The sequence below is a fragment of the Bacillus sp. TL12 genome, from assembly GCF_022625245.1.
GTDB lineage: Bacteria > Bacillota > Bacilli > Bacillales > Bacillaceae_G > Bacillus_A.
In genome coordinates this window covers 68,649-87,243 of record NZ_JAJJBY010000004.1, presented here as the reverse complement: position 1 = coordinate 87,243, position 18,595 = coordinate 68,649, and the positions used below count along the sequence as shown (strand labels likewise).

The window sequence follows — 18,595 nt, the reverse complement described above, 5'->3', positions numbered from 1 at the left end:
TCTATATCTTTCCTTTTTCTTACGTTAACATACAAGAAAAATCCACAAATTCGTGATATATGTCCCTGTCAAACAAGAGTGAATTTGCATATTGTATGTTGTATCTTACAATAAAAGGAGGAAATAAAATGGGCTTCGCACATGGAAATGGATTTGCGTTACTTGTTGTATTATTTATCCTCTTAATTATCGTCGGCGCTGCTTGCTTTTGCTAATTAGCTCCTCTAAGGCGATATGTAGATGAAAAAACTATAAAAGCGGACACCTAAATTTAGGTGTCCGCTTTTCATTTCATATCACTTATAAAGTTAATAACGTTGCAATAATAAAGAACCGATTATAATCAATCGGCTCCTCTAAATACATATTGTTCTTTCGGCTGTTCAACTTTATTCCACTTTGTTACTTCTAAAACCGGAATGTTTGCGTGGAATGGTTGATAAAACTCAGTTGAAATTTCACCTTCTACTTCAATCCAATCATCGTTTTTCCATTCTACTCCCTCTGGTTTTTTCACCAGCATACCATATACACCTGAATCGGCTACGCAGTGAATAATACCAAAGCGGAATAAGAAGTATTGCTCTTTCTTTGCAGAATCATCTCGGAAGACAAATCCTTTAAAAGTAAGTTTCTTTCCTGTAAATTCTCCAGGATAATTATAGATTGTTTCCATTCCTTTTAAGAAGTTCTCATCATTTAAAGCAACTTTATCTTTATTTACAAATTGCTTTTTCCCTTTCTCCATTACATCTCTGTATCCTTCTTTCGCATAATAAATACTCGTATCCGGTCTTAAAAATTGTCTTCTCATAAATGGATCTTGACTATCTGGTTGTGAAACTGGAAAATGAAACCCTTTTGCTTTCACAATGTCCGAATCTAATGTCGCGATTGGAAAGAATAACCCTGTAATAATAGGAAAACAAAATAAGGTATACGAAAAAGTACGTTTCCACCATGTATTCTCATCTTTTGAATGATCATGTCCACAGTGACTATGATCGCAACCACAATTATGCTGATCCTTTTCCTTTTGATGTTCCTTTTGGAAAACAACAATAATTTGAACAATTGTTAAAAATCCTAAAATAATTGCAGCAGTTGTTGATAAATACGCGTACTTCATATTAATATATTTCGTTATATTTCCAGAAATATGAAGTTGTGCAATTAAAATTGTAAACCCGAGTAAAATATATGCTCGAAACATAACCTACCACCCCATCGCATAAATGAGTAGTGAGCTTGCATAAACAACGAGTGTAACAGTCACAGTCACAACAATTACAAATTTCGTTTTAAATGTCGCAAGCATCATAAACATATTTTTAATATCCACCATCGGTCCATATACGAGGAACGCGACAAGTGACGCTGTTGAAAACGTACTTTGGAACGAGGAAGCAATAAAGGCATCCGCTTCTGAACATAGTGATAAAATAAAAGCAAGTCCCATCATAACAGCTGATGAAGAAAACGGCCCTTGACCTATATCAAGCAGTGTTGAAGTTTGTACAAACGTTTGAACAGCAGCAGCAATTAACGCTCCCATAACTAAGTATTTTCCCATTGAGAAAAACTCTTCAACCGCATGTGTACAAACATCCCACATTTTTTTACGCAGCGGACGCTTATGATCCACTTCCGGAAAATGGTCATCACGTAGTTGATGATCTTTAAACATAAATGATAATATAAGTCCAACAATAATTGCGACAATAATTGCCACAATTGAACGATACCATACCATATGCATACTACTTCCAAACGCAACATATGTTGCAAATAATACGACCGGGTTAATAATTGGCCCTGTTAACATAAATGCAATTCCAGCATATGGCGGGACACCTTTCCCAATTAAACGCCTTACAATCGGAACGATTCCACATTCACAACCTGGAAACATCATGCCAAGAAAAGTAGCCAATAAAACAGACAGAAATCGATTTTTTGGCATCCATTTTGCCACCATATCTTCTGTCACAAACATTTGAATGAATCCTGAAATAAATACACCAATTAGCACAAATGGTAGTGCTTCAATTAAAATTGAGATGAAAATCGTATTCATTTGCAGGAATGCTTTCGGTAACTGAAACAATTCCATGATGTATTTCCTCCATCTTTTCATTAACAATATGTAATTTTAACGTCAAATAACAATTTGAACAAGTCTTATAAAATTTTAAAATAATAATATCCCATTTATTTACAACAATATTCCACATACTAAAAAGCCATCACTATAAGCAAAAAAGCTGCTCTAGCGCAGTTTCATAACTATGCTAGAGCAGCTTTCTTGAACGTTAAAAATAACGTTTTTTCCAAAAAATAAACGCTAAAGTGCAAGATAATGTTGCACATATAATCATTACAATTATAAAACCATGCGGATTTTCTTGCAAAGGAATCGTCACGTTCATTCCGAAGAAGCTTGAAACCATTGTCGGCAATGATAAAATAATCGTAATAGAAGTCAATAACTTCATAACACTGTTTAAGTTATTCGAAATAACGGAACTAAACGTATTCATCATACCACTTAAAATATTACTATATATTTCAGCCATTTCAATAGCCTGTTTATTTTCAATTAACACATCTTCTAATAAATCTTGATCATCTTCATACATTTTAATAAACGTATTATTACGCATTAACTTTTGAATAACAATTTTGTTTGCTTTTAAAGATGTTGTAAAATACACTAAACTCTTTTCAAGACCGAGTAATGTAAAAATCTCTTTATTTTTCATCGACTTATTTAACTCGTGCTCTAAGTCGATTGTTTTTCGATTAATTTGTTTTAAATATCGTAAATAATAAGTAGAAATCGTATATAAGAGCTGCAGTGCAAAACGAGTCTTTTTAAAAGTATAAAATTCTTTAATACGCTGATTAATAAATCGTTCGAAAATTGGATTTTCTTCTAAACAGATTGTAACGAAGCATTCTGGCATTACAATCATACCAATTGGAATTGTATCGTATATTGAATTTCCTTCTTCATCATGCCTTACTGTTGGAATATCAACGATAATTAATGCATTATCGTCCTCTTTTTCAATCCTGGATCGTTCTTCATCATCCAAAGGGTCTTTAATAAAATCCAATTCTACATTCAATGTTTGCACGAGAAATTGAATTTCTTCTTCTGTTGGATGGAGTACATTAATCCAACAACCTTTTTGAATTTCTTCTATTTCTTGTAGTTTTCCGTTTCGGTCTGTTAAATAAATATTTAACATACTATCACCCCGATTCTTTTTACATGTGGGAATCTACCTCACTTAAACAACAGTTTTTGAACCGCTATTTTCAGCATATGAAACAAACGTTCAAATTTCAATAGAAAATTATTTTGAAAACGCTTTTCTTCACAATTTCTTTCAAAATAGAAAAAGACAGAGATTGCTCTGCCTTTTCGAAAGCTCATGTTGCCTTTATAACATATTTAGAAAGCATCCACAAGTTAAACGTCACTGAAACAGTGTAGCCTGCATATGTTGAGATGATAAAACTGGTATAGTCAAAGTGCGGCAATAATACAATATTTAGTACGACCTTTACTATAATTCCTAAGCTTAAACCTAGAACTGTTTTTTGTTGTTGATCAACCCCCTGCAACATCGCAGCAGTAACTGTAAATAACGAAAACAATATACATGCTGGTGCGTAGTACTGTAAAACAACACTTCCTACACTTGGATCATTTCCTATTCCAAATAAAAGAGTGTAGATAGGTTTTGCTAATACCATCATTCCGATTGCTGCCGGAATAGTAATCCCTACAACAAGTATATTTGTTTTCGTGAAATGTTTATATAGTAATTGTTCATTTCCAGCTGTATAAGCTTTCGTCATCTCAGGAACGAGAGACATACTAAAAGCTGTTGCAACGGATACAGGAATAAGTACAACCATTTGTACAAGCCCAATTATCGCATTTATTTTTTCGGCCTCGCTTTGTACATAACCTATCTCTATTAACAGTTTATTGATTGTAAACGTATCAATTGTTTGATACAACGGAATCGCGAGTCCAACAGCAACAAATGGGATTGAATACGTAAATAGCTCTTTATATAAAGCAAAAAAAGACTTCGTTGTTTGCGGAATACTTGCAATCTCTTTTTGCTTTAAGTATTTCCTTCTTCTCATATAAAACCCAATCAAAACGGTTAATCCCGCTACTGCTCCCATGAATGCTCCAAAAGTTGAGACTCCAACAGCTAACGAAACAGACGCTTTCAAAACATGCAACACAACAAAGCTTCCTATTAAAATTGTTAACACACGAAAAAACTGTTCCACAACTACACTAGATGCTGATGGCCCCATAGATTGAAACCCTTGAAAAAAACCACGTAATAAACTCATCACTGGTACAATCAATAAAGCAAAACTAACAATTTGAATATTATACGTAACAGCAGTCATACTATTACCAGTTTGATCACTTCCATCAATCACTAGCTTCGCAAGATACGGTGCTAACATATAAAGAACTAGAAATGAAACAGTCCCCATAAAAATCATGAAAAACATTCCACTTTTCAACACCCGTTTTACCGTATGATAATCATTTAGCTCATCATATTTTGAAACCATTTTAGAAACAGCAAGTGGCAATCCCATCGTTGCAATACTTAACATAATCGTATACGGCCGATATGCATACGTATATAATACATATCCGCTCGTACCAACCATTGCCGTAAACGGAATAACATATATAAATCCGAGCATTTTAGATATCATCGTTGCCATCGTTAAAAATAATGTTCCACGTAAAAACGGTGATCCTTTCATTTCATTCCTCCGCTACGCTTTATTACTACACATTATGGACAACTTCTTTATTTTAGAACTAAAACACATGAAAAAAAGCCAATGAAATCATTGACTTTAACGAACAGTTTTTCTCTTTTTCAAAACTTTCAAACCGAAATAAAGTGCTATAAAGAGTACCGCTCCAATAATTATGTAATGCGTATAATCCGCTGCATATTCTTTAATATGACGCCAATTTCCACCTAGTTTTTCTCCTAAATAAATAAAGAGAATTGACCATGGAATAATCGCAACTACAGTATATACTGTGAAAAGTTTTAATGGCATTTTCGCTAATCCTGCTGGTATTGAAATAGCATGACGTACAACTGGAATGAAGCGAGCAGAGAAGATTACTCCCGCGCCATAACGTTTAAACCAACTTTCAGCTACATCTAAGTGATGCTTGTTAATCAATAAATATTTACCATACTTTTCAACTACTGGACGTCCTCCGTAATACCCTAACCAATATAAAAAGATTTGTGCTAATGTACCACCAATTGTACCGGCGATAACTGCACCAACGAAACTTATTTTACCTTGCGCGACTAAAAAGCCAGCATAAGAAAGGACGATCTCACTCGGAATGATTTCAATCATTAATCCTAAGGCAACACCAAAGTACCCTAAACTTGCAAAAAATTGCAACAACTGCTCTATTAAATTCGCTAACATTTGCTTTCCTATCTCCTTTTCTGCTCACATACCTTCCTATTATCTCACAAAGATTTATGTATGCCAATATATTCCTCATTCTCTACCAAAATATGTACACTTCTTTACAAATATACCAGACACAAGTAGAGGAAAAAAGAGATTTATACACGGTGAAAGATACTAAATATTACCTGTACACCTTTTTCTTAATCAAGTATGGCATTTTTATTTCTATCTTTCATACAAGCAAACATTTCTTTAATTTGCCACTCTGTATTTCTAGCGGTTGATAACTCTGGGATTTCGTTTTCACCAAAAAAGTTTACTTCCTCTGTTTCAATACCTGTTTGTTTTTCTCCTCCAACGATTTCACAACCAATGAATATTTTATATACATGTGTTGCTGCTGGCGATGGAAAATACTTTTCTTTGTCAAATACTGCTAATAATCGAAAATGGTCAACTTTATAGCCCGTTTCTTCCCAAACCTCTTTTGCTGCCACTTCTGTTGGCGTATAACCAACATCCGCCCATCCACCTGGAAGAGCCCATTTCCCATCACTTGTTTCTTTCACAAATAATAATTTGTCATCCTTATATACGACAGCCCGAATATCTACTTTCGGTGTTTGATAACCTGTTTCATTAGCAAATAATTTTTCTACCACTTCCCAATCAGTCTTCGTGTAATGAGACATCATCGTAACTGAAAGATCACGTAATTGCCCGAAACGTTCAATATCATACACATCTTTTGAATACGTTAAACCCGCCTGAGCAATGGCTTGTATTTGTTTTACCCAATCGATCCATTTCGCTTCCATATTCTCACCATCCTATAAATAATATAATATTTGCATTTATTTACCTCACCTACACAAATAGTATCCTATTCACGCAAAATTTAAAAGAAATCAAATAATTTTATAAAAGTCTAGTGTTTTTTTTTATGAAATATATTAATCTATTTTGATTTTCCGACATACAGGTTGCTGCTACGAAGAAGAAAAGGTTACTTGCACTCATGTTCTCTCCCTATTTTGACTTGGCATGGGGCGGAAGAGGATACGATTGTTTCTATGCATAACCGGATGCTCTCCGCCTAAAAAGAAAGAGTTTAATATCGATTTTTTAATTTGAATTTCTATAAAACAAGAAAGAGATTGACAATATATCAACCTCTTTCTTGTTTTATCTTGCTATATATATCCATTTTAATTTTCCGACATATAAGCCACGGTTATGAAAAGAAAAGAAGGTCTTCACTCGTTTTCTCCTTCTGTTTTCACATGACATGGGCGACTACCCATGAGCGGATCCTCTCTCCTACATAAAAGGAAGGGGTTTATGTAGGTCTTTCAATCCACATTTATATATTTGCGAGCAGTAAGCCCCCACTGATTAAACTTTCACTTTATGACAACTCATCTAAATGTTCATGTATATATTCACGCCGCTTATTTATATATTGAAAAATAAACTCTGCTTCTTGATCAAAAATATCTATTTTATCTTTCATATAGGGATCTTGTATAAGGTATGGACGAATCGCTTCACACATCTCATCTACTTTCGGCTTTATAAAAGAAATTGTGAATTTTTCTTCCAAAATTTCTTCAAGAATATTGCGGTATTGTTTTCGAAATACCGGTATATCAAGAATTCTGGCACTCAACGTATTATATCCTTGTATTCGAATGTATTCATGGTTAAGTGGCCTTCCCTCTACATCACGTCCCCATGTAGCGTCATAGTCCCATGGGATTATTTCAAATAAACTCGTTTCATCATTATGATACAATGCATAGTTATGAACAAAACCATCAAAGTTTTGAGTCAAAATAACACCTGCTAACCACCGCAAATACTTTTCAACATCAAGATAATTTACAATTCCTTTTTCATATTTTTCTCGTGATAGTACATTTGCCTGATAAACAAATTCACTAAGCTGCTCTTCACTATGTTCATTTGCACATTTAAACTCGTAACCTGCAGATAGATTTGTTTTAACATCCTTTTCACGCTCACTTATTAATGAAAAATTCGCATCATCATCAATTGCATAATAAATTGATCCACTCGGTAATTTACGGCTTTTCAAAAAGTTTTCATCTACAGATTCTAATTGTAAATATACCCCTTGAATTTGACCATTGATTTTAATAAAAACATGCTGTGATTTTGGCGATAATACACCAATATCACTAAAGAAGTCAAGTGATAATTTATTTCTTATAAGTGACGGATCCTTGAACTCTGAATTCAAATGAAACTCTTTTACCCCTTGAAATTGTTTCGGTTTATAGAACATAACTTGATATGATTTTTTATCAAATTCTCGAATATGCGCTCCCCGGTATACAATGTCAATATCATACTTTCTTTTTCCGTACGTTAACTTAGCAGGCACTGGATTATCAGACCAAATGTCCTTTTTTAGTTCAACAAGATACATTGGATGAATAAAAAAGTCATAAGAAGGCAACATGTTCTCCCATCCCTTCTTCTTCTCTTTCTCTTCATTCAATGTATGCTCATGATTTTGTCCATACATCCGCTATCTACCTATTTTCTATAACAATTAAACTCTTGTCACATACAGGGTGATAAACACTTTCATATCATGATTAATGTAAAAGGCCACAAAAGGCCACTTTTTCATTTTATAAGCGATAAGGAGGATTTCTATGAAACGTGATATTCAAAAAGCCGTCGAGGAAATCAAAAGTGCGGGGATGGAGGAGTTTTTACATCAAGACCCATCTTCTTTTGAGTACGATGAAGAACATTCAAATGAAGATTGTGATTGTCATAAAGATTGTGATTGTCCAAGAACACGCTGTAAGCGTATTAAAAAATGTACATTTGTTACAAAGATTACACGTGTAAAAAAATGTACGTTTGTTACAAAAGTTACACGCGTAAAAAAATGTAAACTCGTTACAAAATGCGTTCGCTTTGAAAAGAAATTTTTCTGGACAAAACGATGGTTTTGTAAAAAATCTGTATTTTATCGTGATCATGATTGTGATCATCGCAAAGATTCATTCTGTGATGATGACTCTCATTCAAGTTGCCATGATCACAAACATTCATTCTGTAAAAAGAAGAAAAAATTCGATCACTTCTGGTATAAAAAGCGTAATTGCTAATCCTTTATGCCTTCTTGTTAAAAGACCGCTCTCGCGGTCTTTTTATGCTTGCTGGAAATGACTTATATCAGCAAACTGTTTCACGCTAGCCTTTTTTTCTTCAAATTCAATAACACTTAGGCTCGCACTATGCATAAATGGATCGTCCCACACTTGTTCAACAGAAAGACCCGCAAAATGCCCCACCAACAATTTTGCAGCTGCTGCGTGTGATACGATTAAAATATTTTGTCCACTATGTTTTTCTAAAAGAAGGCTTACTCCTTCCATCACCCTACTATGCACATCATAAAAATTTTCGCCCGATGTCGAACAAAAGCGATGTGGTTCATTCCAAAACACATGTACTTCCTCCGGATACTGCGCTTCCAAATCCGCTAACATTTGTCCTTCCCAGCTCCCCATATTAATCTCGTAAAAGTGTTCATCAGCTATAATCGGAATACTTCGCTCACCCTTGATTAACTCTGCGGTATGCATGGTTCTTCCACTTGGACTACTATATATCGCATGAAGTGGTATATCCTTTATACGTTCCCCTAACTGTTTTGCTTGTAGCATTCCTTTCTCAGTTAAATTCGAGTTCTTTCTTCCTTGCATACGCCTTGCTATATTCCATTCTGTTTCTCCATGACGTGTTACATATAAAGTCGTTTTCATTCGTTTCCTTCCTCCTCATAAAATTGGTCGTAATCCCCATGGCTCTATTGTCCCTACAATATACTCATCTTCTTTACTCTGAATTCCTGCTATAACCCCTTCAGCAATTTCTTCATGAGTCAACCATCTTGAATGTTCACCTTGTAAAATAAATCCTAATATAACTCTATGATAATTACATAAAGGACTCTCTATTTTTCGGCGTTCCAATCGAGAAGCACTACTCCCTAATATATGAAACAGACTATATGATTTAGAATGTAATTCAATTTTTGGAGCATTACATGTATTCTTTACACCTTCTAACTTATCTTTATCTCGCCCAATAATAGAAACGTAAAACTCTTGATTACAAAGCCAAACAGATACGTTTTTCAGCATCCCTGTGCCACCAATAACAAGAGCATGCATACTCTCCCCCATCCCCTTATTCATCAATAAAATTTCATATGTGGTTTCTCTTCCTTATAATACTTCAAGCGATCCTCTAATGTACCTGAATGAAATTCAAACTTATGTCCATCTGGATCAATAAAATAAATAGACTGACAGTCTCTTACATCACGTTCTCTTCCTTGTAAAATATGAACTTTATTTTCCTCTAAGCGCTTTAATAGATGAACAAAATCCTCTTGTTGAACAGAAAATGCAAGATGTGTATATGACTGATGAATTTCATTTCTTGCAATATCTGTTTCTTCATTGAGTGCGATCCACACTCCACATACATCAAAATATGCAAGTTTTCTTCCTTTTACTAATAACTTCCCCTCTAATACTGTTTCATAAAATTGAATAGACTCTTCTAAATCTGAAACTGAAAAACAAAGATGATTAAGGCCGTTTATCAACATAAATCCTCCTTACAAAATAAGAGATGAGCGAATATTCACTCATCTCTTATTTTACTATTTTTTTGTAACATATGCCCATTTATAACTAAAATCTCCACCGAATGTATGGTTTGCAATTCCTTTTACATATGGTTTTTCCAAATATGCGGTACTTTGCTGATAAGTAGGTGAAATTGCAACATCTTCTCCAATTAAGATTTTTTCTGCTTCAGCCAGTGCTTTCCAGCGTGCAGCATCGTCTTTTAACAACTCACCTTTTGACTTAGCAACTAAGTCATCATATTTTGGATTTGAGTACGCCATTTCATTAAATGAACTTCCTGTCACAAACATGTCAATATACGTCATTGGATCTGGATAATCCGGACTCCATGCCGATAAAGAAAACTCATACTGTAATTTTTTCTCTAAATCTAATTTTTGTTTATATGGTTGTTGTTTTAAATTCACTTTAATTCCAGGTAAATTTTTCTCAAGCTCTTCTTTAATAAAGTCGCCAACTTTTTTCCGACTACCATCATCATCGTTTAGTAATTCAACTGTAATTGTATCTTGTCCCAATTCTTTTTTCGCTTCTTCCCATAACTTTTTCGCTTTTTCTACATTATCTTTGCTGTCACGGAAATTTTTATTAACTGTACGGAAATCCTTCCCATCTGGACCCGTTGTAAATTTTTCTGGTACTAAGAAATATGCTGGTAATGAACCATTATTTAAAATGACATTCGCAATCCCTTTTTTGTCATAAGCTAAATCAATCGCTTCTCTCACCTTTTGGTTTTTAAAAGTTGGATTTTGCTGATTAAAACGTAAGAAATACATACGTGGGTCTAATTTCGTTTTAAACTCATCTGCTTTGCTCTTTTTATATTTATCTACAAACTCAGAAGTTAAGATGACACGATCTGCTTGATCACTATCATACAGGTTCACACCTGTGCTCGTTTCCTTGACAATACCAACGTTAATCTCTTCTAGTTTTACAGTGTCTTTATCCCAATAGTTTGGATTTTTCTTTAATTGATAACTTTGTTCATGTTTCCACTCACTTAACGTAAATGGTCCATTATATAAAATTTTATCAGCTTCTAATGCATAATTTGCCCCTTGCTCTTTGACGAACTTCTCATTTAAAGGGAAGAACGTTGGGAAAGATGTAAGTTCAAGAAAGTACGGTGCTGGTTGCTCTAGTTCAACTACTAATGTTTTATCGTCTTTTGCTTTAACACCTAATTGCTCTAATGGTAATTCTCCTTTATTTACTTTTTGTGCGTTTTTCACATCAAATAAAATAAATGCATATTCAGCCGCTGTTGCTTTATCAAGCGCACGTTGCCAACCATATACGAAATCTTGTGCGCGAACCGGCTCACCATTCGACCATTTTGCATCTCGCAATTCGAAAGTATATGTTTTCTTATCCTCACTAATTTTCACATCTTTTGCCATTCCTGGAGTTGGTTTATTGTCTTTATCTAACCGATATAACCCCTCCATTGCATTAACAAATACTCGGAATGATACGGAATCTGTTGATTTTGACGTATCCATCGAAGGAATTTCTGCTGCTTCTAGTAAATTTAGCACTTGTTTATCGGCCATTCCCTTATTCGTTTCTTTCTTCGTTGTCGATGCTTTCTCCCCATTCCCGCAACCTGCAACGAACATACTTGTTGATAATGCAAGTGCCGCAAGCGTTGAAACTTTTTTCTTCATTCTTCCTTCCCCCAATCTGTATGTATACAATAAAGCATGTATGATAGTATTATACAAAAAATTCTGATTATTTCAAATGTTTTTCTAGTATAAAACAAAAAAAGAAATGAATATAAAAGCTACTTCATTTACTCTTACATCCATTTCTTATAACATTTCTTTCTTATCGTCTTTGTGTAATCCATCTTCCAACTCAAAAAGATCTTGCGTCCGAAATACATTTTCCATCATTTTTAAAAATTCTTGTTCACCTTGCGGCTCACCGTTAACTGTAAGAGAATAAGGTTCAATTTCATGTAATCTGTAATCGACAACAAATTGAATAACGATTTTCTGTCTTGTCATTCCACTAGTGTATCCATGAAACTCTACTAATTCTAGTCCATCTTCACCGCGATAATACACCCAGTTTGGTTGCTGAAAATGCTGTTCAAACGATTCTCCAATTGAAAAGAACGGATACTCATAAAGAGAACTTGCTCGTACTTTTTGAATAACATCTTGATCTGTCGGAAAGAAAAAGTGACTCATAAATATACTAGCAGCTGTCAAAATTGTAACAATAGTCGCTCCAATTCTACTTGTTCCACCACTATCACGAATAAGATAACCTTCAACATCGTTATTCTTTATTCCTCTTGCTTTTATCCGATATATTTTCCGTTCAGCAAATCGATAATATAATCCATTGGCAAAAATCCCAATTCCAATCATCATTAAAATAAGCAATAAAAAAGTAAGCGGCACCATATTAATGACTGGAAGTGCAATATTGAACCCCATATAATAGGAGAATGCATCACAAGCTACTAATAAGGTTACAAATAAACAAGCAGGTAAGTAATACTTTCGATATCCAAACCACCCAACATTAAAAATAGCAGCCCATCCATTCCAGCTCCATCCTGCTATTCGTTTCTTTTCTGTGTTCCATTTCCTTTTATAATACGGATAGTGTGCTCCCACATATTGTTCCATATCTTTTTCTAGTGGTGAGATTTCCGTTTTTGTTCTATTATGTAAAACTTGCTGACAATCTTCACAATTGAACTGACCGTCAGGACAAGGATTCCCACAATTTATACAACGCAAAATAATCCCTCTTCCCGTGATTTATCCCCTACTTATGCTTCTGTTGTTCAACCTACTTAAAAACTTAGTTGGTTGAAGAAAAAGCCTTTCATACGATGATACCTTCCCATAAATAATAGATTAAACCATTCATTTTAATACAAAAAGTTTCATCATTATTTCAAAATCCCCTCATGTTTTAATAACCATTCTTTTCGCCATAGACCACCTGCATAGCCAACTAACTTTCCACTTTTTCCAATTACTCGATGACACGGAACAATAATAGAAATTGGGTTGCGACTATTCGCTCCGCCAATCGCACGCACTGCCTTTGTGTTACCAACCTTTTCCGCAATATCTAGATAAGAAGCACTCACTCCATATGGGATCGTATAGAGCGCATCCCAAACATTCTTTTGAAATTGCGTTCCAATCGCTGACAATGGTACTGTAAATTCAGTTCGCTTTTGATGAAAATATTCATCTAATTCAGTAAGACACTGTTCTACAATTTGATTTTTAATCTCTTCTTTCCGTTCCTCTACAAAAATAACAGACATAATTCCTTCATCATTTGCAGTGATTTCAAGCAAACCTATTTCGCTATCATAATACGCTCGGTACATGCCCCTATCCTCCAATTTGATTCATTTCAATCATTGTAACATATATATACAAAATTTCGAGAATAAGCGTTTCATTATGGAAACAAAAATGATAATGATACAATAAAGGAAACTACATAAGGGGGAATAACTATGGACTATCATCTTTTTTCACCTTATACGATTAAAGACATTACATTAAAAAATCGTATTGTTATGTCACCAATGTGTATGTATTCTTCAGAAAACGAGGATGGAAAGGTCACAAATTTCCATCATATCCATTATGCATCTCGAGCAGCTGGTCAAGTAGGCCTTGTTATGCTTGAAGCTACAGCTGTTGTACCTGAGGGACGTATTTCTAATAAAGATTTAGGTATATGGAATAATAATCATATTCCAGGGTTACAAAAAACGGTGTCACTCATCCATGAAAATGGCGCAAAATCAGCTATTCAGTTAGCACATGCTGGACGAAAAGCTGAATTACATACAGATGCTGTAGCACCCTCGGCTATTGCCTTTAATGATACAATGAAAATCCCGGTAGAAATGAGTAAACAGCTAATCAAAAAAACAATTTCCGCTTTTCAAGATGCTGCATATCGTTCCAAACAAGCAGGATTCGATATCATTGAACTCCACGCGGCTCATGGTTATCTCATTAATGAATTTCTTTCACCATTATCAAACAAACGAACTGATGAATATGGTGGACCTCCTGAAAACCGTTACCTTTTCTTAAGAGAAATCATTGATGCTGTAAATGAAGTTTGGAATGGCCCTTTATTCGTTCGTATTTCTGCAAATGACTATCATCCTGAAGGATTAACAGTACATGACTATGTTCAATTTGCAAAATGGATGAAAGAACAAGGTGTAGCTGTAATTGATTGTAGCTCTGGTGCAGTTGTCCCTACTCAAATCGACGTTTACCCTGGCTATCAAATAAAATATGCAAATCATTTAAAAAAACAAGCGGACATCGCGACAGGTGCAGTAGGACTCATTACAAATGGTATACAAGCAGAAGAAATTTTAGCAAATAATGAAGCAGACTTAATCTTTATTGGTCGCGAGTTACTTCGTAATCCATATTTTCCAAGAACAGCAGCGAATGAACTTGGATTTGAATTACAAGAACCACGCCAATATCAACGTGCTCGTGGTAAAATAGCCCCGACTCGCCGCTAATACGACATAAAAACGAGAAGGGATTCCCCTTCTCGTTCTCATTATTTCATCATTGTAATCTCTGTGGAATTATAAATATGGACACCAGATTCTTCACGTAGTGCCGCTAAATACATCCCTTTTGCAACCTGCTCAGTTGTAATCGGCTTATACTTTTTTAAAGTGCCATTAAATACAAATGGTAAGACGCCAAATATCTTCTCAGCCATTCTTTCTCCAAAACGAAATTCTTCTCGATCCCCAAGCAATAGTGATGGTCTAAATATATGAATCCCACCAATCACCAACTTTTGAAGTTCTTCCTCCATCTTTCCTTTTACTTGTGAATAAAAGAAAAGTGATTTTGGATTGGCCCCCATAGAAGAAATAACAAGAAAATTTTGCACACCTTGTTTTTCTGCTAAACAAGCTGCTCGTAATGTAAATTCATAGTCTACTTTTTTAAAATTTGCTTTCGTTTTTGCTTTCTTAATTGTTGTCCCAAGACAGCTAAAGACATCATCAACAGCAAAAAATTCTTTATATTCTTCTAATATAGAAAAATCGACTTGTTTCTGCTGTAATTTTTCATGTTCCCATTGTAGTGGTTTTCTGACAAAAATCATAACCGAGTCATAGTAATCTGAATCAAGTAATAGCTGCGTCACTTCTTGTCCAACTAAACCACTTGCTCCCAGTACTAAGGCTGTTCGTTTATTCATCTACTTTTATACCTCTTTATCTACTTTTATTCCGTCTGAACGGGTAGCATAACTCCCACTTGTGAGAGTTTTCCTTTATCTCATTTTATCATAAGCAAAGCACTATGCATGATGCAAGTGCTTTGCTTACTCTTTTTCGTTTTCTTTCTCTTGTGGTAGTTTCGTTATATTTGTAGAATCGCCGAGATTACTTATTAATGTTTTTAAAAAAATCAAAACACATGTTAATGGCAAAACTATTGCTAGCACTAACAAAATTGCTTCCATCAAGTAATCCAATCGCTCATCTCCTTTTTATACCCTCTACCCCAATATATGAAAGTAGTATTGTCACATATGCAATAAACAGAAAAATAATACTGTTCTTTTTGACAACTTTATAACAAAATCAAATCGTAATGATTATTATTTATTGCAACTTTCGTAAAGATGTATTATACTAAGTTCGCAACTTAAAACGTAATTATTCCGTTTTATAACAAAAATATATTTTTTCTCTTATTTCTGGAGAAAATAAAATTGGAAAAGAAAGAAAAGAGGAGAATTACATGAAGAAAAGATTAATGGTATTTTCTTTTATACTTATTTTCACATTAATTTTCGCTGGGTGTTCCGGCAAAAAAGACGGATTAGCAAAAAAAGATGGAAAACTTTCTGTATATACAACCATTTTTCCACTTGCTGATTTCGCAAAAAAAATCGGCGGGGACTATGTAAATGTCGAAACAATTTATCCGCCTGGCGCTGACTCTCATACATATGAGCCAAGTCAAAAACAAACAGTACAAGTTGCAAAGGCAGAGCTGTTCGTATATAACGGTGCAGAATTAGAACCATTTGCAGAAAAAATGGAAAAAACATTAAATAAAGAGAATGTAAAAGTTGTTAATGCATCTAAAGGCTTCGATCTTATCGCTTCATCAGAAGAAGAACATCATGAGCACGAGGAAGATCATAAAGAGGAAGAACATCACCATCACGACAAAGATCCACACGTATGGTTAGATCCTACACTTGCGATGAAGCAAGCTGAAAAAATTAAAGATGCACTCGTAGAATTACAACCAGATCATAAAAAAGAATTCGAGAAAAACTTCGCTGCCTTGCAAACAAAATTCACTGATTTAGATGATCATTTTAAATCTGTCGTTTCAGATGCAAAAACAAAAGATATTTTAGTTTCTCATGCTGCATATGGATACTGGGAAAAACGCTATGGTCTAAAACAAATACCAGTTGCTGGAGTTTCAGCTTCTGATGAGCCATCCCAAAAAGAACTTGCTAACATTTCAAAAACAGCAAAAGAACATGGTTTGAAATATATCTTATTTGAAACATTCTCTACTCCAAAAGTCGCAGAAGTGATTCAAAAAGAAACAGGAACGAAAATTTTACGTTTAAATCACCTTGCTACTATTTCTGAAGATGATGCAAAGAAAAACAAAGATTACTTTACATTAATGGAAGAAAACGTGAATGCTTTAAAAGAAGCTACAAACTAAATATCTTTATCTTTCAGACAGCTGGAATTTTTTCAGCTGTCTTTTTCATAGGCTATTACTTGACTTAAACGGAGTAACAAGTAAAATTATCCATATTAGATTCAAAGATATAACATTTTATGAAAGCGAGTTGGAACTATGAATCTTCACATTTGTGAAGTAACAGCAAATAATTGGCGTTCAGTCGCTGCTTTAGACGTAGCAAAGGAGCAGCAACACTTTATCGAAAGTAATGCATTTTCTTTAGCGGAATCTCTATATGAAGGAAATGGAACGTCAGTAGGCTTATATGATGCAGAGACACTTGTTGGATACGCAATGTATGGTTGGCATTCAGCAAAAGATGATAGCGTATGGATAGATCGTTTTATGATTGATCATCATTTTCAAGGAAATGGCTATGCGAAACGTTTTCTCCACCTACTCATCCAGTATTTGCAACAAACATTTCAATGTAAAAAAATTTATTTAAGTCTTCATCCAGAAAACAAACTAGCAATGAAACTATATGAGTCTTTCGGCTTTCACTTAACTGGTGATATTGATGATGATGGGCCCGTTGTTGGTGTTGTGATGGAATTGCTTATAGATAAAAAACAAGCCTGCTAAATTAGCAGGCTTATTTTACACATTCTTTAAAATGTTCTTGGAACCATTCTTTATTAATGTCTTTCCCAATAAAGACCACTTCACTCACTCGCTCTTCTCCCTCTTTCCACTCTCTATCATAAGAAGCAGCAAACAATGTATGAACACCTTGGAAAACAATGCGGCGATCTACTCCATCAATCGAAAGAATTCCTTTATATCGATATAAATACTCTCCTAACTCTTGAACAACAGCTGACATCCATTCGTTTAACTTTTGCAAATTAAGTGGACGCTCTTCACGTAATACAAATGATTTCACACCTTCTAAATGATGGTGCTCTTTATGCGGATAAATTTCTAATGTATCACGCGTTTTAAACGTTTGAATTTCTAACAAAGCAGGAATATTTACTTCACAATTTGTCGTTGGAATTAATTTTGCCGTCGGATTAATCCCTTGTAACTCAGTAAGAAGTTCTTCCTTTTTCGCTTCTTCAATTAAATCTACTTTATTTACTAAAATCATATCAGCAAAGGCAATCTGCTCTTTTGCTTCTAATCCTTTTTCAAAATGTTTATGTATATGATAACTATCTACCACTGTCACAACGCCATTAATTTTGTATGCTGATTGAATCACTGGATCTAAAAAGAACGTTTGGATAATCGGTCCTGGATTCGCAAGACCTGTCGTTTCAATCACTAGACCATCAAAATCCATTTTCCCCTCTGCTTTTACATCCAATAATTGTTTTAAAGCAACAAGTAGGTCTTCACGCACTGTACAGCATAAACAACCATTTGTCATTTCCATAATTTCTTCTTCTACATTCATAATCAATTGGTTATCGATGCTAATTTGACCTATTTCATTTACAATGACCGCTAGTTTCTTACCATGTTCTTCCGACAAGATACGATTTAATAATGTCGTTTTCCCAGATCCAAGAAAACCAGTTAAAATTGTTACTGGAATCATTTCGTACATCTCCTTATAATTATATCTTCGTACATTATACCATATAGATAAAATGAAACTTTAAT

At 34.4% G+C, this 18,595-nt stretch carries 20 protein-coding genes; 5 read left to right on the top strand and 15 right to left on the bottom strand.

Annotated elements, in window-relative coordinates; translation table 11 throughout:
- The first annotated feature begins 128 nt into the window (after positions 1 to 128).
- Entirely contained in the window at positions 129 to 215 is an 87-nt protein-coding gene (locus tag LOK41_RS05440) for a YjcZ family sporulation protein (RefSeq protein WP_000505094.1), read from the top strand.
- Positions 216 to 343: 128 nt separating this feature from the next.
- On the opposite strand, the gene LOK41_RS05435 is transcribed toward LOK41_RS05440, so the two are convergent.
- The 7 genes from LOK41_RS05435 to LOK41_RS05405 form a co-directional block, all read right to left on the bottom strand.
- A complete protein-coding gene (locus tag LOK41_RS05435) occupies positions 344 to 1,213 on the bottom strand; it encodes a TIGR03943 family putative permease subunit (protein ID WP_174102563.1) in 870 nt (289 codons plus the stop codon).
- 3 nt (positions 1,214 to 1,216) lie between these two features.
- Positions 1,217 to 2,113: a permease gene (locus LOK41_RS05430; protein ID WP_174102562.1), complete on the bottom strand. Its 897-nt coding sequence runs from the start codon at positions 2,111 to 2,113 to the stop codon at positions 1,217 to 1,219.
- 199 nt (positions 2,114 to 2,312) lie between these two features.
- Positions 2,313 to 3,254, bottom strand: coding sequence for a magnesium transporter CorA family protein (locus LOK41_RS05425; protein ID WP_000932385.1), 942 nt, complete (start codon positions 3,252 to 3,254; stop codon positions 2,313 to 2,315).
- 184 nt (positions 3,255 to 3,438) lie between these two features.
- Positions 3,439 to 4,818 carry a putative polysaccharide biosynthesis protein gene (locus LOK41_RS05420; RefSeq protein WP_174102561.1) on the bottom strand — a complete coding sequence of 460 codons (1,380 nt, stop codon included), beginning with the start codon at positions 4,816 to 4,818 and terminating at the stop codon, positions 3,439 to 3,441.
- A gap of 96 nt (positions 4,819 to 4,914) precedes the next feature.
- A complete protein-coding gene (gene uptA, locus LOK41_RS05415; RefSeq protein ID WP_241815592.1) occupies positions 4,915 to 5,517 on the bottom strand; it encodes an undecaprenyl phosphate transporter UptA in 603 nt (200 codons plus the stop codon).
- A 188-nt stretch (positions 5,518 to 5,705) separates the two neighbouring features.
- A complete protein-coding gene (locus LOK41_RS05410; RefSeq protein WP_241815591.1) occupies positions 5,706 to 6,323 on the bottom strand; it encodes an NUDIX hydrolase in 618 nt (205 codons plus the stop codon).
- Positions 6,324 to 6,913: 590 nt separating this feature from the next.
- A complete protein-coding gene (locus tag LOK41_RS05405; RefSeq protein WP_241815735.1) occupies positions 6,914 to 7,990 on the bottom strand; it encodes a CotH kinase family protein in 1,077 nt (358 codons plus the stop codon).
- A gap of 199 nt (positions 7,991 to 8,189) precedes the next feature.
- On the opposite strand from LOK41_RS05405, the gene LOK41_RS05400 reads away from it, so the two are divergent.
- Positions 8,190 to 8,654, top strand: a complete 465-nt coding sequence (locus LOK41_RS05400; protein ID WP_241815590.1) for a CotG/ExsB N-terminal domain-containing protein — start codon at positions 8,190 to 8,192, stop codon at positions 8,652 to 8,654.
- Between the two features lie 42 nt (positions 8,655 to 8,696).
- Here the strand turns inward: LOK41_RS05400 and LOK41_RS05395 are convergent, their stop codons facing one another.
- The 6 genes from LOK41_RS05395 to LOK41_RS05370 form a co-directional block, all read right to left on the bottom strand.
- Positions 8,697 to 9,314: a phosphoserine phosphatase 1 gene (locus tag LOK41_RS05395; protein WP_241815589.1), complete on the bottom strand. Its 618-nt coding sequence runs from the start codon at positions 9,312 to 9,314 to the stop codon at positions 8,697 to 8,699.
- 15 nt (positions 9,315 to 9,329) lie between these two features.
- Positions 9,330 to 9,725 (bottom strand): Rossmann-fold NAD(P)-binding domain-containing protein, encoded by a 396-nt coding sequence (locus tag LOK41_RS05390; RefSeq protein ID WP_241815588.1) that lies wholly within the window; start codon positions 9,723 to 9,725, stop codon positions 9,330 to 9,332.
- A 23-nt stretch (positions 9,726 to 9,748) separates the two neighbouring features.
- Positions 9,749 to 10,165, bottom strand: a complete 417-nt coding sequence (gene fosB, locus LOK41_RS05385) for a FosB/FosD family fosfomycin resistance bacillithiol transferase (protein WP_241815587.1) — start codon at positions 10,163 to 10,165, stop codon at positions 9,749 to 9,751.
- 57 nt (positions 10,166 to 10,222) lie between these two features.
- On the bottom strand, positions 10,223 to 11,884 hold the full coding sequence (locus LOK41_RS05380; protein WP_241815586.1) for a peptide ABC transporter substrate-binding protein: 1,662 nt from the start codon (positions 11,882 to 11,884) through the stop codon (positions 10,223 to 10,225).
- A 147-nt stretch (positions 11,885 to 12,031) separates the two neighbouring features.
- Positions 12,032 to 12,976 (bottom strand): DUF2628 domain-containing protein, encoded by a 945-nt coding sequence (locus LOK41_RS05375; protein ID WP_241815585.1) that lies wholly within the window; start codon positions 12,974 to 12,976, stop codon positions 12,032 to 12,034.
- A gap of 155 nt (positions 12,977 to 13,131) precedes the next feature.
- Positions 13,132 to 13,584, bottom strand: coding sequence for a methylated-DNA--[protein]-cysteine S-methyltransferase (locus tag LOK41_RS05370; protein ID WP_241815584.1), 453 nt, complete (start codon positions 13,582 to 13,584; stop codon positions 13,132 to 13,134).
- A 132-nt stretch (positions 13,585 to 13,716) separates the two neighbouring features.
- Here LOK41_RS05370 and namA point away from each other — a divergent pair, with 132 nt between their 5' ends.
- On the top strand, positions 13,717 to 14,757 hold the full coding sequence (gene namA, locus LOK41_RS05365; RefSeq protein ID WP_241815583.1) for an NADPH dehydrogenase NamA: 1,041 nt from the start codon (positions 13,717 to 13,719) through the stop codon (positions 14,755 to 14,757).
- A 41-nt stretch (positions 14,758 to 14,798) separates the two neighbouring features.
- Here namA and LOK41_RS05360 read toward each other — a convergent pair whose 3' ends face one another.
- Positions 14,799 to 15,458 carry an oxidoreductase gene (locus LOK41_RS05360; RefSeq protein ID WP_174102551.1) on the bottom strand — a complete coding sequence of 220 codons (660 nt, stop codon included), beginning with the start codon at positions 15,456 to 15,458 and terminating at the stop codon, positions 14,799 to 14,801.
- A gap of 548 nt (positions 15,459 to 16,006) precedes the next feature.
- On the opposite strand from LOK41_RS05360, the gene LOK41_RS05355 reads away from it, so the two are divergent.
- On the top strand, positions 16,007 to 16,960 hold the full coding sequence (locus LOK41_RS05355; RefSeq protein WP_241815582.1) for a metal ABC transporter substrate-binding protein: 954 nt from the start codon (positions 16,007 to 16,009) through the stop codon (positions 16,958 to 16,960).
- Between the two features lie 138 nt (positions 16,961 to 17,098).
- Positions 17,099 to 17,569 (top strand): GNAT family N-acetyltransferase, encoded by a 471-nt coding sequence (locus LOK41_RS05350; protein ID WP_241815581.1) that lies wholly within the window; start codon positions 17,099 to 17,101, stop codon positions 17,567 to 17,569.
- A gap of 10 nt (positions 17,570 to 17,579) precedes the next feature.
- Here LOK41_RS05350 and LOK41_RS05345 read toward each other — a convergent pair whose 3' ends face one another.
- Complete coding sequence (locus LOK41_RS05345) at positions 17,580 to 18,530, bottom strand: CobW family GTP-binding protein (RefSeq protein WP_241815580.1); 951 nt, start codon at positions 18,528 to 18,530, stop codon at positions 17,580 to 17,582.
- Between the last annotated feature and the right edge of the window lie 65 nt (positions 18,531 to 18,595).